General features: G+C 52.7%; 20 protein-coding genes. 2 read left to right on the plus strand and 18 right to left on the minus strand.

Going from position 1 to position 13,402, the window contains the following annotated elements; all coding sequences use genetic code 11:
• The 9 genes from traV to EAH77_RS22310 form a co-directional block, all read right to left on the minus strand.
• Entirely contained in the window at positions 1 to 567 is a 567-nt protein-coding gene (gene traV / locus EAH77_RS22270; protein ID WP_140475211.1) for a type IV conjugative transfer system lipoprotein TraV, read from the minus strand.
• 278 nt (positions 568 to 845) lie between these two features.
• On the minus strand, positions 846 to 1,232 hold the full coding sequence (locus tag EAH77_RS22275) for a hypothetical protein (protein ID WP_140475213.1): 387 nt from the start codon (positions 1,230 to 1,232) through the stop codon (positions 846 to 848).
• A 7-nt stretch (positions 1,233 to 1,239) separates the two neighbouring features.
• Entirely contained in the window at positions 1,240 to 1,440 is a 201-nt protein-coding gene (locus EAH77_RS22280) for a hypothetical protein (RefSeq protein ID WP_241673514.1), read from the minus strand.
• Between the two features lie 15 nt (positions 1,441 to 1,455).
• Complete coding sequence (rfaH, locus tag EAH77_RS22285) at positions 1,456 to 1,995, minus strand: transcription/translation regulatory transformer protein RfaH (protein WP_140475217.1); 540 nt, start codon at positions 1,993 to 1,995, stop codon at positions 1,456 to 1,458.
• 14 nt (positions 1,996 to 2,009) lie between these two features.
• Positions 2,010 to 3,410, minus strand: a complete 1,401-nt coding sequence (gene traB / locus EAH77_RS22290) for an F-type conjugal transfer pilus assembly protein TraB (protein WP_140475218.1) — start codon at positions 3,408 to 3,410, stop codon at positions 2,010 to 2,012.
• Positions 3,407 to 4,138: an F-type conjugal transfer protein TraK gene (traK, locus tag EAH77_RS22295; RefSeq protein WP_140475220.1), complete on the minus strand. Its 732-nt coding sequence runs from the start codon at positions 4,136 to 4,138 to the stop codon at positions 3,407 to 3,409. Before traK ends, traB begins: the two co-directional genes overlap by 4 nt.
• A gap of 4 nt (positions 4,139 to 4,142) precedes the next feature.
• On the minus strand, positions 4,143 to 4,742 hold the full coding sequence (locus tag EAH77_RS22300) for a TraE/TraK family type IV conjugative transfer system protein (protein ID WP_140475222.1): 600 nt from the start codon (positions 4,740 to 4,742) through the stop codon (positions 4,143 to 4,145).
• Between the two features lie 49 nt (positions 4,743 to 4,791).
• Complete coding sequence (gene traL, locus EAH77_RS22305; protein ID WP_140475224.1) at positions 4,792 to 5,094, minus strand: type IV conjugative transfer system protein TraL; 303 nt, start codon at positions 5,092 to 5,094, stop codon at positions 4,792 to 4,794.
• Between the two features lie 8 nt (positions 5,095 to 5,102).
• On the minus strand, positions 5,103 to 5,528 hold the full coding sequence (locus EAH77_RS22310) for a type IV conjugative transfer system pilin TraA (RefSeq protein WP_140475226.1): 426 nt from the start codon (positions 5,526 to 5,528) through the stop codon (positions 5,103 to 5,105).
• A 93-nt stretch (positions 5,529 to 5,621) separates the two neighbouring features.
• On the opposite strand from EAH77_RS22310, the gene EAH77_RS22315 reads away from it, so the two are divergent.
• On the plus strand, positions 5,622 to 6,341 hold the full coding sequence (locus tag EAH77_RS22315) for an Arc family DNA-binding protein (protein WP_241673515.1): 720 nt from the start codon (positions 5,622 to 5,624) through the stop codon (positions 6,339 to 6,341).
• Between the two features lie 43 nt (positions 6,342 to 6,384).
• On the opposite strand, the gene EAH77_RS22320 is transcribed toward EAH77_RS22315, so the two are convergent.
• The gene (locus tag EAH77_RS22320) at positions 6,385 to 6,774 is read right to left on the minus strand and encodes a relaxosome protein TraM (RefSeq protein WP_140475228.1); all 390 of its coding nucleotides are present in this window, start codon (positions 6,772 to 6,774) and stop codon (positions 6,385 to 6,387) included.
• An 829-nt stretch (positions 6,775 to 7,603) separates the two neighbouring features.
• On the opposite strand from EAH77_RS22320, the gene EAH77_RS22325 reads away from it, so the two are divergent.
• Entirely contained in the window at positions 7,604 to 8,146 is a 543-nt protein-coding gene (locus EAH77_RS22325; RefSeq protein ID WP_140475230.1) for a lytic transglycosylase domain-containing protein, read from the plus strand.
• Between the two features lie 127 nt (positions 8,147 to 8,273).
• Here the strand turns inward: EAH77_RS22325 and EAH77_RS22330 are convergent, their stop codons facing one another.
• From EAH77_RS22330 to EAH77_RS22365, 8 genes are all read right to left on the minus strand, one after another.
• On the minus strand, positions 8,274 to 8,564 hold the full coding sequence (locus EAH77_RS22330) for a DUF5983 family protein (RefSeq protein WP_140475232.1): 291 nt from the start codon (positions 8,562 to 8,564) through the stop codon (positions 8,274 to 8,276).
• Positions 8,565 to 8,621: 57 nt separating this feature from the next.
• Positions 8,622 to 9,446 carry a DUF932 domain-containing protein gene (locus tag EAH77_RS22335; protein ID WP_140475234.1) on the minus strand — a complete coding sequence of 275 codons (825 nt, stop codon included), beginning with the start codon at positions 9,444 to 9,446 and terminating at the stop codon, positions 8,622 to 8,624.
• A gap of 91 nt (positions 9,447 to 9,537) precedes the next feature.
• A complete protein-coding gene (locus EAH77_RS22340; protein WP_140475236.1) occupies positions 9,538 to 9,915 on the minus strand; it encodes a hypothetical protein in 378 nt (125 codons plus the stop codon).
• Positions 9,916 to 10,907: 992 nt separating this feature from the next.
• Positions 10,908 to 11,663, minus strand: a complete 756-nt coding sequence (locus tag EAH77_RS22345) for an N-6 DNA methylase (RefSeq protein ID WP_140475238.1) — start codon at positions 11,661 to 11,663, stop codon at positions 10,908 to 10,910.
• On the minus strand, positions 11,660 to 12,031 hold the full coding sequence (locus EAH77_RS22350) for a DUF3085 domain-containing protein (protein ID WP_140475240.1): 372 nt from the start codon (positions 12,029 to 12,031) through the stop codon (positions 11,660 to 11,662). Before EAH77_RS22350 ends, EAH77_RS22345 begins: the two co-directional genes overlap by 4 nt.
• Before the next feature lie 52 nt (positions 12,032 to 12,083).
• Positions 12,084 to 12,329, minus strand: a complete 246-nt coding sequence (locus tag EAH77_RS25270; RefSeq protein ID WP_140475242.1) for a hypothetical protein — start codon at positions 12,327 to 12,329, stop codon at positions 12,084 to 12,086.
• A gap of 88 nt (positions 12,330 to 12,417) precedes the next feature.
• Positions 12,418 to 12,774, minus strand: coding sequence for a hypothetical protein (locus EAH77_RS22360; protein WP_140475244.1), 357 nt, complete (start codon positions 12,772 to 12,774; stop codon positions 12,418 to 12,420).
• 47 nt (positions 12,775 to 12,821) lie between these two features.
• The gene (locus EAH77_RS22365; protein ID WP_140475246.1) at positions 12,822 to 13,202 is read right to left on the minus strand and encodes a hypothetical protein; all 381 of its coding nucleotides are present in this window, start codon (positions 13,200 to 13,202) and stop codon (positions 12,822 to 12,824) included.
• Between the last annotated feature and the right edge of the window lie 200 nt (positions 13,203 to 13,402).

Below are 13,402 nucleotides of genomic sequence, written 5' to 3' on the forward strand. Positions count from 1 at the left end.
TCATTCCCCCTCACTGATCACTCGGAAATCAGCATCCCAGCGGGATTTGTTCTTCACAAACTCGACCACGGCGGGTTGATGGAAGCTGTCTTGTTCATCAACCCAGGGGGCTATCCACAGACGCTGTGTGGCGTCAGGAATACGGCGGGCATCCACCTGCCCTGGCCCTGAATAGTCTGAAGGTGTGATTGGTCGCGATGTGGACAGATAAGCCGTGTTACTGCCGCCCACCGGGATAGTCGATGCCCTGAGCATCGAGTTCTTGTTTGAAACAGACTGGCCGGCTAACGGCCGGGGTGCCAGATTAGCAACGCTGATGGGCCGGTCTGGCGACACGTTGGGTTTTATGTTGGTCGGTGATCCCAGAGACTCAGCGGCAGGCTTTGGGGTGGTCTGCGCCGCCGCCGTTAGGTCATCCAGGCTTTTGCCTTTTGCCGCAAGGTGACTGGCATCAGACATTGACAGGCACTGGTCGGTGGCGGTCTTGTTGCAGTCGAAGTCTGAATTCATACCGGCACAACCGGTCAGCATGCCGCACAGCAGCACGGCTGGAAGAAATTTATGCATGGGAATATCTCCGGGCAACAGTGTGCCCTGTCAGGTCAAGAGGTTGGTGATTGAGGTGATTCAGATTAGCCGGGTAGTAAGCAGAGCAGATGTGGGGAAGTACCAGATCATACGTCTTGTGAATTGTTGATTTTGTTAACTTATGAAGGATAAAAATGTACTAAAGGCTTTCGACAATTCCTCCGCAAATAACGACGCAACCTTCAATCAAGAATAGAGCCGCGACATCAACCGGTTGTTCTTACTCAGCATCATCATGGTCTTCTCTATTCGTTGTGCTAATACTTCACGAATTGAAACTTTTGGCCCCACACGGCACTCATGAGTGAAATGACGAAATGCGTCTTTAAAATATCGTTAATCAGTGATGGGCCGAGGTGAGGTAATTTCCAGGTGAGAAAGGCACACAGCACAAACACGATAGCCATAACACCCCAGAGTGCGGCCATCATGCAGAGCGTATTAATGACCGAAAAATCAATCGCGCTGGCATAAATCAGACCCAGATATATTCCGCCGGCAATGAGGGCAAAGCGCCAATCACTCCAGTCTGCCGGTGTTGCGTAGTGTAATTCGTATGCCCAGGTGCCATAAAATCCGAGGGTTATCAGACAAAGGATGACATAGGGAATACGGTTATTTTTACATTCACTCAGAAACATCATGTTCTCCTCAATATTCCGAATGGTAGGCTTCCGGCCCACTGGCTGGCTGCGTCGCGTTCCCGGCGTCAGCATCAGACTGGCCGTGCTCAAGCTTTTCAATGTCACTGAGCAGTGCCGACAACTCACAGGATGACGCTTTGCGTTTCCATGCCCGGCGGTAACGCACTTTTAATGCGCCGAGCCTGATACGTTGCTCCCGATTTTTCACCACGTTTCCCCTTTTTTATGCTGCTGCTCCCCGCCCCAACACCCGGACATGCAGCGTTTCCGGTGCCCGACGCCCGCTGACCGGCACCCGTACAACCTGATTCATCAGCGTCAGCATCAGCATGGCTCGCCTGGCTCCGTTGGGTTCGTCCCAAACTGCTTCCAGCCCTTCAAACACCCCGCTGAGAACCTCCACCCGGTCACCGTGCACCGGCATAGTCGGTGCGGGTGACAGGCAGTCATGGGTTTTCAGCCGCTCCACCACCTCATCGGGCACCACTGATGGCATGCCGCCAAAACTGATTAAGGACGACACACCCCTTGTGCTTTTGATGGTGGTGGTGTGAATGACCTCCGGATCAAAACGCACGAAGATGTAACCGGGGAAAAGTGCCTGGGGTGACACCGTTTTAATCTGCGGGCTGCCGAGTAACATGGGGGTGATGACTTGTGCCGTATAAAGCGGCAGGAAACATGTCACCCCCTGATTGTCCAAATGCTGCTGGGCGCGTTTTTCCTGTGCATACTGCGTCTGTGCGACGTACCAGTGTTCCATATCCCTTCCCCCTGTCAGTTAATGGTATCGCCCAGCTTCAGCTGGCTGGCCTGACGCAACACTTCGTCAGGATTGAGGACGGCTGCGCGAGTCACATTATTCGCCTGCGTGGCGGTATTGGCCGCCACCTGCTGCACCGTATTCTGTGTATTGCCCTTTTTGTCTTTATCCGCTTCAACGTCTTCGATGGTTTCCAAACGAAAACCCTGCTGGAAGACCACCGTGACCGAATTGCCCGCGCCGATATCGATAACCGCGTGATACTGTTCCGCGCGTTTTATATAGTACTGGCTCATCGTATCTGCGGCTTTACTTGCCCCTCCGCCAATTCCTTGTTTGAAAATATCCCCAGCCCCAACAGATGCCGTTGCCCCTAACCCGACCGTTGGTGTGGCTGCAGACTTAATGCCTTCTCCGAAGCCGGAGAGTAAACCTGAAGCGCCGGCGTTGAGGAGGATCGCACCATTACGCATTACCGGTTTGCCCCGGATGCCCTGCTTACCCTGGAAGGCCACATGCCCATCAAATACCATGTCAATGTGCTTGCCGTTTTTCAGGATGCAGCTAATGTTTTTGGTTCTGACTTCACCGCGTTCGCTGGAGATATCCCCCCACATTTCACCGGTGACGCGGCACTGGTCCATGTTGTAGGTTTTGCCGTTAGGCATGGAGACATCACCAATCAGGGTGATGACCACGGGGGAGGTATTTTGTTGACCGGTCACGCTCGCGTTGGCGTCCGCCCCTTCAATCATCACCGCTTCCGAGAAGGAGCCGGACGGTATCCACGGCAGTTTGGTTTTTTTCGCCTGCAGCGAGGCGTAGCTGAACGTTTTGCTGCTCATGCCGCCTAAATGACCGGTGCCGTTGCCGGGATAAAATCCGGCACCCTGCCCCTGACCTTGTCCAGGATAAAACTGACTCCCCTGCCCGGTTGCCGGTCCCCGTTTCGGATCGGTGACATTCCACTGTCCGGGACCGGCCGGTCCACTGGCGACCGGTCCGTTCGTTGTCATACCCGGACCGGTTGGTGTTGTGGTGGGGGGAGTCCCGGATGCCGGTGTCGGTGGCGTCTGACTCTGCAACTTACTCATAGCATCCATGATTTTGGCAAGCTGTTGCTTCAGCGCTTCGTTTTGCTGCTGCTGGTCTGCTTTGATCTGATTCATGCTGTTTTCCAGCACCGACGTTTTGTTCTGCTGCTGGGTCAGTGCTGACGTCGCCATATTGTCCGTAAAGGAACTGGTGACCACGCTGCCTGTCATGTCTGCGACAACCTGTTTAGCCGGTGCTTTCAGCGTGGCCTGATGGTGTGTATACGCCCATATACCCCCGCCGGCGGCGAGTGCCACAGCCACACAAACCCCAGATATTACCCACTGCCTGCGGCGGGTCACGGTGTTGATGTTGCTCATACCCCACCCTCCGTCCCCGTGGAGAAGATAACCCACACGAAGCCTTCACCCCCGGCATACAGGCTGTGCGTGGTGAGCATCACGGCGCGCACCCCTTTTTGCCAGAACTGCTTTTCTGACAGGGGCCGCGTGATGTAGCCGGTGTTTTTCATGCGATAGCGCATGACCAACAGGTGAGAGCCGACCAGTTGACGCTCTGGCGTCAGCAGCACGCCCGACACCGGGCTGTAGGCTGGCCCACGTACAGCGGCAACTTCGGTATAGCTATCCGGCACTCCGCCGTTCACCACGGTGCGGGCGACGCTCACCAGGGTTTTCTCCCATGGCTGGCTTTCTTCCCAGGTTTTCGCGTCCGGGTTGGCCTTCTGCGGGGCTGAGGCGGGGATGAGGCGCAGCGTGTGGCCACTGCCCGGTTTTGGCGTCACGTCGACGGAGGCCCCGATGCCGTTGGCCGTTTCCAGAAAGAGCGTGAAATTCTGGCCGGTCAGTGGCGTGATAAGCAGGGCGCCGTCTTCAGTATTTTCCTGCGTGAACGCGCCATCAGGTCCGGTGACGCGGGTGATAAGTTCACCCTCAATGACGATTTTATTGGGGCTGGTGTTGCTCAGCTGTGCTTTAAGATGTGCGTCGTTTTCAAATACGGTGCCGGAAGGGCCGCTAACGTCGGCCATCGCGGCGGGCGCGAGACAGACAGCGGCAACGAACGCGGCAAGAAGTCGTGCTTTCATGCGGTTATCCCTGATGCTGTTTTTGAACGGATTGAGGGAGCTGCACTTCGGGGAAGGCGGTCAGACGGATGATGCCGTCCACGTACTTCACGCTGAGCAGGTAGGCTTTATGTAAGTCAGGCATGTCCAACTTCAGGCTGCCGTTAGAGGTGCTGGCAGAGAGCGTTCCGCTGACGAGGGTGTCGCCAGTGCGGGTGTCCAGCTTTTCATCTTCGAGCCGAAACACGGTCGATATGCCGTTCTTTTTGATGTACTCCGCTTCGACGGCCAATGACTTTTTAAGGTCAGAACGGGCCTCTGGCGGCACCCATCTCAGCAACGCGGCGTGCTGACTGTCGACAGTGTCCGGCGTGACACTCAGGCGTAAATTGATAAAAGAGCGCACCAACATGTCGTTCAGGCTGGCATCTCCCTGCGACGCATCGGAGGTAAATGACCGATCAAACACCATCGGGGTGGTGATAGTTTTTTGCGAGGAGGCAAAGTGCCAGGCCATCGCGCTTGTGATGCAGGTGGCCACCAGGGCCAGGGTAAGCAGCGCACCCAGCGCCGCCAGAGCAAGCATCGTCACTCGGTTTCTGGTTTCTCTAACTTGATACTTCATAGTTTGTCCTTCCCGTAGGAAAAAACGCCACCCGAAAGTGGCGCATATACTACTGCATCCAGTGGCGGTTGCTTGAATCAGGCACCCGCCTGAATTGCACCCGGAAAATCACCGTTGGCAGATACCAGTAAAGAAGGTTCAACAGCCACCATGAGCCCTGCCCTTTTTTGAGGTGTCGGATGAGGAGCCAGAGCACGGCGCCCACGCACAGCATTACGATAAAAATGTCACAGAAAAAACCCGTCACGCCGCAGGCGAAAAGCACAAAGGCTTCCTCCGGTGGCAGGCCGGCGACTCGTTTTTGCTGATTGAGGGTTTCCGGGAATCGATATTTCAACGAGTCCTGGTCCATAGAATGGATTATCCGATGATGGTGAAGAAAGCGCGGGTGATGAGGACAAGCATAACAAGACCGGTAAATACCATCGGGTTACGAGTTTTAATAAACCCTGTTGCCGACACAATAACTTCACACAAATATATAACCCACTCCACAGTCGAGCCATGACCGAAAGTGTCATTAGCATCCGATTTTTGTGTGGCCATTAAATCCGTCGCCTGAACCAGGTGCGGAACAATAATCACAGAGAGGGCAATTGCAAATAAAATAAGGTTTCTTTTGGCCGAAGGAGATTGGCAAAGAGAATATTTAAGACGATTTGAATAAAAATGATTAAAGCCAAATTTAAGGCTGCCGATAACTCCTCCCTGAAGTTTACTTTCCCCTTCAGGCAAAGCTACCGCTACCCCTTCCGTAATGCCGGGATCGGACATGACTGATTTCATTGTAAAAAACCTCGATTGAGTAAGAAAAATGTCAGCTTGCGTAAACAGACGTAACGCACGCCTATCTTACATTGAGTCAAAAAAAAAAAAACTGTGACCCAGATCACGTTATTTTCACTTTATAGGATTTTTCTTACCTTTCTCCAAGAGTACGCTCACACTCTCATTTCCTGTGTTATTTCAATCAGGCACAAAATTATGAAAGTAAAAGAGAATATGTACGAGCGGCGCGGCCGTCCGAGGAAATATATGCTGGGCGAAGTGCGCTATCGCGTACTATGGGCACCTGATAATCTGCTGCTGGAGTTACGTATTGCCGCGCGCGTTCGCGGCGTGAGCATGAATGATGAGGTGGTGGGCCGGCTGGTACAGTCATTAGATTTCTCCCCCAAGAAACCGATTATTAAAACCGAGGAAGGTGAACGCCTGTTGGCCCTTGCCCGGTTATTTGATGAGTTTATTCAGGAACATTTGGATATGCTGCGGGAGAAATATGCCCAGGAAGCAACGGTGGTGGATGATAAGCGGCAGTTTTTGGCCGGTAAAATGCGCCGCTTCAGCAGCAGTTTCCCGGTGAATTTAAAAAAGGACATGGAAATTAGCGCGCGGTTTAATCAGCGCAGTATGAATCAGGAAATCGTTCAGCGGCTGCTGGGGTCGCTCAATTATTTTACCGAACAGCAGCTCCCAGAAAATGAGGAAATACAACGACTGCGTGCGCTGGCGATGCTGTTTGATGAATTTATTGTGTCGAAGGTGGCGGTAGCAGAAAACCCGTTAACCAATAAGTTAAATAACGAATTGGGATCTTAGCCATCCTGATGAGATATGCCGGGCAGTACGCCCGGCATAAATTTCATTCTTCTGCGATAAAATGTTTTGATTCCGCCCTGTCTTCGGCGGAACTCATTCCGGAAAGATTTCTGTCGAGCAGTTCCTCCAGTTTTTCATTCCCGCTCTCACCACGAAGCTGCAAATACATTTCCGACATCATGGCCATCATGATGCTGATACCCTCACGGCTGCCGGAAACTTTTCGCATTAAGTCCCGGTTAAATCCTTCCTGGTCAAAGCTATTTCCTTCGCCCTGGTGTTTTTTTACCATCAGCCCGATGTTAACCAGTTCATTGACCACGGAGGAAAAGTTCACCTCACCGTGCGTGGCACCGTTTTGCAACTCAATCTGCACCAACTCCAGCACGTCCCTTTCTGTTTTTTCTTTGAAATAAATATTGCGTCTGGCCATCTCTTTTTCCTGTGTGTCCGGCAGGGATTTATTGCCGGTGATGTTCGCGTTATTTCCCGATGTATTAGGCAATCGCATGGGTGACATAAAGCGAAAGGTGTTATTCTGTTGGTGGCGATTATTCTGCCGAAACTCAGTGTGTGTCAATACGGCACTGCAAATTAACATCTTCCGCTTTGGTTTGGGTGTGTTAATCCGGCACTGTGGAAGAATTTCATGTGTGCGAATCAGGCACTGCATGCCGCTTTGGGGGGTGTTAATCCAGCACTATACGGTATTTTGATGTGTGTTAATTAGGCACCATGCCGTAAATAAGGGTGTGTGGATTAGGCACTACACACCATTTTACATTATTTAATTTATTGATATATAACGAAAAACACTATTAACACACCATGCAGTGCTGGTTAGGGTGTCGGATTAACACACTATCAGGCACTGTAAACACACACAATATGGCACTGAGCTAGCACACAATACGGCACCCCACTAACACACCATTCAGCACCGCAAGGTGTGCTAATTAGCACACTCTTTCCGGGACGCTTGTAAAATTACATTAAAAATCACGGTTAACATCTTGAATTACAACAACAAAACTGCAAGATGAAATCTTGCGTGGGGTGTGATGTAAGTTGTAAGAAAAAGCGGCCTGGTGAAATATCCCTATTCTGTTGATTTATTTAATTCCGTGGTGACATCAGAAGGCGTTCGCAGAGCGCCCTGTGCGCGCCTGTAACTAATTATCTTGCATCGGGAAAGGTGAAAGCGTATTTTCGCCAGAAATCACGCCGCGCTTATCCGGCGCATTCCTGGGGAATATAAAATAATGAAATGGTTTGCTCTGCTCACGCTGGCGGCGGTGTTTTCTGCCCAGGCCAGCCCGGAAATGTGTTTTAACAAGGCGGGACGCGATTACGGTATTGATCCGCTTTTATTGACCGCGATTTCAATACAAGAGTCACGGATGAGAATGGATGCAATAAATAATCACAGCGCCCATAAAACAGAAGATGTCTGCGGCATGCAGATAAACAGTTCACATTATCCTGCGCTGCGGAAATTTGATATTACCCGTGAGCGGTTACTGAAAGAACCCTGTACCTGTATTTACACCGGCGCATGGGTACTGGCCCGAAATTTTCAGGCTTATGGTAAAAACTGGGACAGCGTCGGGATGTATAACACGGGTCCCTCACCGAAACTGATAAAGCAGAGAAGAGCCTATGCTAATCTTATTAAAAATATATATCGCATCTTGGTGGCCACGCAAATGATTCAAAATAATCAAATCACTCAGCGTGACGAAAATCCGCTTCTGGCCAGGTCAACCGCATCAGCCAATACAGACGCAAAAATAAACAATAAATAATATAACCACGAGGCGTGCGTATACGTTTTTTGATTTTATGGTGCGGGAAAGGAAATAATTCTTGGGGAGCATCGGGTAATCATGAGAAATATCCGGCGTTTTTCGATTGCGCCGGACGGATAAACCGCTACCATTCAAAAACATCGTACCCGTCAAGGGTATCAGCGTCCGGGTCAAAACAGATCATCCCTATTTGATGTTGTTTCCGCATACAAAACACTAACTTCCTGACGGGCTTTGAAATCCCCATTTCTTTTAATTTCAATACCGGATACCGGTATTCACGCAGCATTAAAAGATAGCCATAGCCTGTATCAAATACCCAGGGGAATTTTTCACAAACGTATTGCGATAAAATTTCTCCATCGCCCGGCGTTATATGTGCCGTGCTGCATGTCATGCCGTGAACCTTTTCCATGCTGTTGACCTTATACACAGGGAGAGCGAACACTCCCCCTCATTTAAATGCAAAATGTTACGCCTTCATTTTTTTAAACTGCTCGGCAATGATCCACAGCGCCCGGTTTAATTTCACGTCGCCGTCAATACCGTTAATCGCGCGCGTCGTTGTGCGCTTTCCTTTTTCGGTGCGACCGATTAATCCCCCTCGGATCATATTTTCCTGCACCCGCTGAAAGGTGACCCACAAATCATTTTGACGGTCTTCATTGCGACGTGGCATTAATACACTCGCCGGGGTAACGGGGATTTTTTTATCGTCTTCCCCGTAGCGATACATGAGCGCCGCCTGTGCAAACAGGTCTTGTTCGTCCCGGTTGAGGGGGATCTCTTTCATGATGTTCATGTGCTCATCGACCTTGTCAAAGATGCCGAGCACCTCATAGGCTCCCTCGATCACCTGTCCGGTGACGTCGCCTTTGTGCGGAACACGGACTTCCCCAAAATCCTCGCCGCACACCATGCCGTTCGCGCAAACAAAACGGAAAATGCCGGGCAGCATCTGGTAGCTGCTGCTGCCATCGTGTGAATTGAGCAGGACAATTTCCGGCACTTCGCTGCCGATGATTTGGCGCTCGCGGCGCAGCCGCAGCATGTGTTTGGTATGGCCTTTTCTGGCCTCATCACGGACGCGGGTCTGACAGGCAAAGAACGGCTGAAAGCCTTCTTTGCGCAGGCTGTCGAGCAGCTGGATGGTGGGAATATAGGTATATCGGTCACTGCGTGAATCGTGTTTTTCCTCAGAAAATACGCTCGGGACGACGCTGGCCAGCTCGTCATTGGTCAGCGGACGGTCACGGCGGATCTGATTTTTGGAGCCAAAGCGGGACGATAAACGCATAGTAATATCCTCAATGTTGATAATGTTGCTAAATCAGGGTTAGGCATGAGAAACGCGCCGGACGGTTGACGCTGGACGTCCGACAAGGACGCTATTCCTCTTCGAACAATTCATTTCGCAGGTCGCAGTAAGCGTTTGCACTGCGTACCAGTTCTTCATCCGTCAACGTCAGCCCCTGTTTTTCAGCCGCGTGTAAAAAGGCGGGATGGTCTTTCTCCGGCAGGCGCTTCAGGTGCGCCATTGCGCTGACAATCAGGTTGTATTCATAGATTTCGGCATGCAGACCGCAGCCCTGATGGGCTTTTTTACTCAGGCGGGAAATGACCGCATCGGCGCGGATCACATCGAACGGATGGGACGACGAAACATCAGTAATAAAGCCGTCCATGCGCAGGGACGTGCTTTTCGCCCCCCATCTTTCGGGTGGGGTAGTCGTGGCGGTTTTGCTGTTGACGTTATGTGTGTGCATGCTGCAATCCTCTTCAGGGTGAAAATTCATCTAACGGTATGGGTCTAGTGCGCGGCAAAGGGCAACGTTGCTCCACCGCAGGCAGCCGGAAAGGGGCGGAGACAAAAAGTTTTCGGACGGAACGGGAGAAAAGTTTTTGGCGGAGTTTATTTACCCCTTGGAGGATGACCAGGTGGTGCTACGTTAAGCCCTTCGCGTCTAGCCCCCCATCTTTCGGGTGGGGTAGTCGTGGCGGTTTTGCTGTTGACGTTATGTGTGTGCATGCTGCAATCCTCTTCAGGGTGAAAATTCATCTAACGGTATGGGTCTAGTGCGCGGCAAAGGGCAACGTTGCTCCACCGCAGGCAGCCGGAAAGGGGCGGAGACAAAAAGTTTTCGGACGGAACGGGAGAAAAGTTTTTGGCGGAGTTTATTTACCCCTTGGAGGATGACCAGGTGGTGCTACGTTAAGCCCTTCGCGTCTAGGCCATACGTTGGATGACGCACCTGAACAGACAGCGTGCACACACCCGACGGCGAGGAACGCGCCGGCGACCTTAGCGGCCAGCGTCGCTGGCCAGTGTCTGTGCGGCGGCGCAGCCGCCTGCGGGGGTTGACCTGGCCGTTGCCATCAGACCCTAGCCGTAGGCCGTAACCCCGGAGGGGTTACGCGGAGCTTACCGGCTTGCCGGTTAGCGCAGTCGGGCTCGACGACCGGCCGCAGGTCGGGAGCCGAAGGGGGCCAAGCCCTGGGGGTGATTTATCCTGGGAGAAATGGCCAGGAGAATGTCGGAAAGAATGCGCACAGAAAAAATCATGCACAGCAGCTGCACGAAGAAGAAGAGAGAAAGCCCGGAGAGAAAGAGAACGACGGGAAAGCAGGAGACAAGCCCCCGGAACAGAACGGAGAGAAAGGGCGGCGCAGCCGCCCCGTCACTCTGCATTGGGCAGGCTGTTCGCCTGCGGGCGGGTTTCAGCGGGTCAAAAGGCAGGGATTGCTCCCCGCCCTCACCTCAGAATGTCCGGCGACTGCCTTTGATGCGATACCAGAACGGCGTGTACATCTCTCGCGTGATTTTCTGGCTCAGCGAGTTACCGATCCTGACGCATGCGGGAATACCCAACAGTGATAACTGCACGTAACACATCCGCGCCGCCACCGGATCCAGATCGGTGCACTGCACTAACAGCTGCGTCTGCGGATTATAGCCACGGTCAAGCAGCACTTTAGCCGCCGCGATCACCATACCGCCCGCGCCGCAGGTCGGCTCATCGAGCGTGATATAAGGCGCACCGGCTGCCAGTTCCTGCACGCGCTGCCCCATGACCAGCCCCGCAATCAACTCGCTCAGGGAAAACGGGGTGAAAAACTGCCCCATTTCCTTACTGCCGATCTCCAGCTCCATGAAAATGGAACCCAGAAAATCACACATACCCGCATCAAGCCCTGACGTCACCAAAGCCAGCAGCTGAGCCATGCGGTTCAGGTCGGCTTTTTCATAACCGGCAATCGTCTGAAAATATTCATTTTCCAGCTCCTCACACTGCAAAAAGACATTTTCCAGAGCCACGGAGGCCATCGTCACGAAGTCCCTGAATACCTGATACCGGTTGTGATGCCGAGCCGTTTCGCGGAACAGTTTCACAAAGTCTTTGCGGTGTTTGTCCAGCAGAGAGACGGCGCTGTCCCGCGCAGGCCGCGAAAGTGAAACCGCGTCAGCAGGCGTCTCCGGCAATGAAAACAGCGAATCAAACGATAGCTGGCTCATGCTGTTTTATCCGCTTCGCGCTGGCGGGCTGTACATATAAACCCGCTGTCTGTGACCTCGATCGTCAGATCCGCCGTGCCCGTCATCAGGTCATCCAGCATTTCAGGCGCTAACGTCACGCTTTCCCACATATCACCATTGCCCAGTACGAGATCAATCGCGTCAAAATGCGCCCCTGCGTCGTCCCATAAATCCGGATCAAACCCCTCCGCATAACAGATATTGCGTTTTTTCCGGATAAAGGTTGCGGTTGACGCCGTGAGATAAATGCCGTCATCGGCCATAAACCACAGCTCACACGCATTTTTCGTCACGTCCTGAATGACCGGCGTCAGCGTTTCCGCTCTAAAAATCAGTTTGTTCGGCATTGTTCACCTCTGAAAAGTCATTGAATTGCCGCCCCGCAGGGCGGCAAGGGGATCAGGCGTAAGCCCGTTTCAGTTCCAGCGTGCGCAGCACCTGACCGAGTTCACTGCCCCGCATGGCGGGCACCCTGACGGACTGGCGTTTGCGCTGACATTTGGCGATATGACGTCCCAGCGCCTTAAACGGCACGGCGATGTCCTGACTTTTCAACGGTTCCCGCACAATGCGCGGGTGTTTTTTTTCCGTATCAGACTTTACAAACGGCGCGGGGGATGCAATTATCTGCGGGTCGATATTCATAGCATTAACTCCAATCGAGTATTGATAGCCGGTCAGACCTTCCTAGGGGAACAACCGGCACGAGAGAGCAGACGAAAGTCTGCTTTTTTCATTTCTGCGATACGGTTTCTTTGCCTAACACCTCCTTAATACGTTCCACAATTTCGGCATGGCTCAGGGTGCATTCATCGCATAGCTGGAAATACCGGCCTTCCACTTTCGCGTAAATGTCCGTCACGCTGCCGCACATCATTTCGGCAAACTTGAATGATTCGCTGTCCCGCCCGCCTTGCCAGTCCATCGGCGGTAACGTCCCCAGCACGTCCATATATCTGTGCAGGTCGATTTCCACCGGCGCGGTCACATAAGATTTTGCCCGCGCCTCCCAGTAAACGGCCTCCGTGCCTGCGCTCCATTCGAACCGGTTTTTACTCGCGTCGCCGGTGGTAATATCGGGTGTGTACATGGTGTTTCTCCTCGGTGTTGACGGCGGGACAATCCCGCCGCCGTCTGTTATTCCTGCTCTGCCGCAATCTCTGCCATTAATTCGCTGTAGGCGTTTTGAGCCTTTTCCTCTGCCGCCCACGTCAGCGTGATCCCTCTGCGGTCTGCCGTGCCGATAAAGACCGGACGGTCTTTCATCGGCAGGCGGGAAAGATGATCTAACGCACTGCCGATCAGGCGGGATTCGTAAATCTCGTAATGCAACCCGCACCCAGCATGAGCATGCTTTTCAAGACGGGAAATCACCACGTCCGCGCGGATCACATCGAACGGATGGGAAGACGAAATATCGGTAATAAAGCCGTCCATGCGCAGGGACGTGCTTTTCGCCCCCCATCTTTCGGGTGGGGTAGTCGTGGCGGTTTTGCTGTTGACGTTATGTGTGTGCATGCTGCAATCCTCTTCAGGGTGAAAATTCATCTAACGGTATGGGTCTAGTGCGCGGCAAAGGGCAACGTTGCTCCACCGCAGGCAGCCGGAAAGGGGCGGAGACAAAAAGTTTTCGGACGGAACGGGAGAAAAGTTTTTGGCGGAGTTTATTTACCCCTTGGAGGATGACCAGGTGGTGCTACGTTAAGCCCTTCGCGTCT

This window comes from Ewingella americana, from assembly GCF_006438725.1.
Lineage (GTDB): Bacteria > Pseudomonadota > Gammaproteobacteria > Enterobacterales > Enterobacteriaceae > Ewingella > Ewingella americana_A.

Coding starts and splice junctions, on each gene's coding strand:
- EAH77_RS22320 (WP_140475228.1), bottom strand. CDS start 6,774: ATGGCCAGACGCAATATTTATTTCAAAGAAAAAACAGAAAGGGACGTG.
- EAH77_RS22330 (WP_140475232.1), bottom strand. CDS start 8,564: ATGGAAAAGGTTCACGGCATGACATGCAGCACGGCACATATAACGCCG.
- traV (WP_140475211.1), bottom strand. CDS start 567: ATGCATAAATTTCTTCCAGCCGTGCTGCTGTGCGGCATGCTGACCGGT.
- traB (WP_140475218.1), bottom strand. CDS start 3,410: ATGAGCAACATCAACACCGTGACCCGCCGCAGGCAGTGGGTAATATCT.
- EAH77_RS22350 (WP_140475240.1), bottom strand. CDS start 12,031: ATGCCGAACAAACTGATTTTTAGAGCGGAAACGCTGACGCCGGTCATT.
- rfaH (WP_140475217.1), bottom strand. CDS start 1,995: ATGGAACACTGGTACGTCGCACAGACGCAGTATGCACAGGAAAAACGC.
- EAH77_RS22335 (WP_140475234.1), bottom strand. CDS start 9,446: ATGCGTTTATCGTCCCGCTTTGGCTCCAAAAATCAGATCCGCCGTGAC.
- EAH77_RS22310 (WP_140475226.1), bottom strand. CDS start 5,528: ATGAAATCAGTCATGTCCGATCCCGGCATTACGGAAGGGGTAGCGGTA.
- traK (WP_140475220.1), bottom strand. CDS start 4,138: ATGAAAGCACGACTTCTTGCCGCGTTCGTTGCCGCTGTCTGTCTCGCG.
- EAH77_RS22275 (WP_140475213.1), bottom strand. CDS start 1,232: ATGATGTTTCTGAGTGAATGTAAAAATAACCGTATTCCCTATGTCATC.
- EAH77_RS22300 (WP_140475222.1), bottom strand. CDS start 4,742: ATGAAGTATCAAGTTAGAGAAACCAGAAACCGAGTGACGATGCTTGCT.
- EAH77_RS22345 (WP_140475238.1), bottom strand. CDS start 11,663: ATGAGCCAGCTATCGTTTGATTCGCTGTTTTCATTGCCGGAGACGCCT.
- traL (WP_140475224.1), bottom strand. CDS start 5,094: ATGGACCAGGACTCGTTGAAATATCGATTCCCGGAAACCCTCAATCAG.
- EAH77_RS22325 (WP_140475230.1), top strand. CDS start 7,604: ATGAAATGGTTTGCTCTGCTCACGCTGGCGGCGGTGTTTTCTGCCCAG.
- EAH77_RS22365 (WP_140475246.1), bottom strand. CDS start 13,202: ATGCACACACATAACGTCAACAGCAAAACCGCCACGACTACCCCACCC.
- EAH77_RS25270 (WP_140475242.1), bottom strand. CDS start 12,329: ATGAATATCGACCCGCAGATAATTGCATCCCCCGCGCCGTTTGTAAAG.
- EAH77_RS22340 (WP_140475236.1), bottom strand. CDS start 9,915: ATGCACACACATAACGTCAACAGCAAAACCGCCACGACTACCCCACCC.
- EAH77_RS22360 (WP_140475244.1), bottom strand. CDS start 12,774: ATGTACACACCCGATATTACCACCGGCGACGCGAGTAAAAACCGGTTC.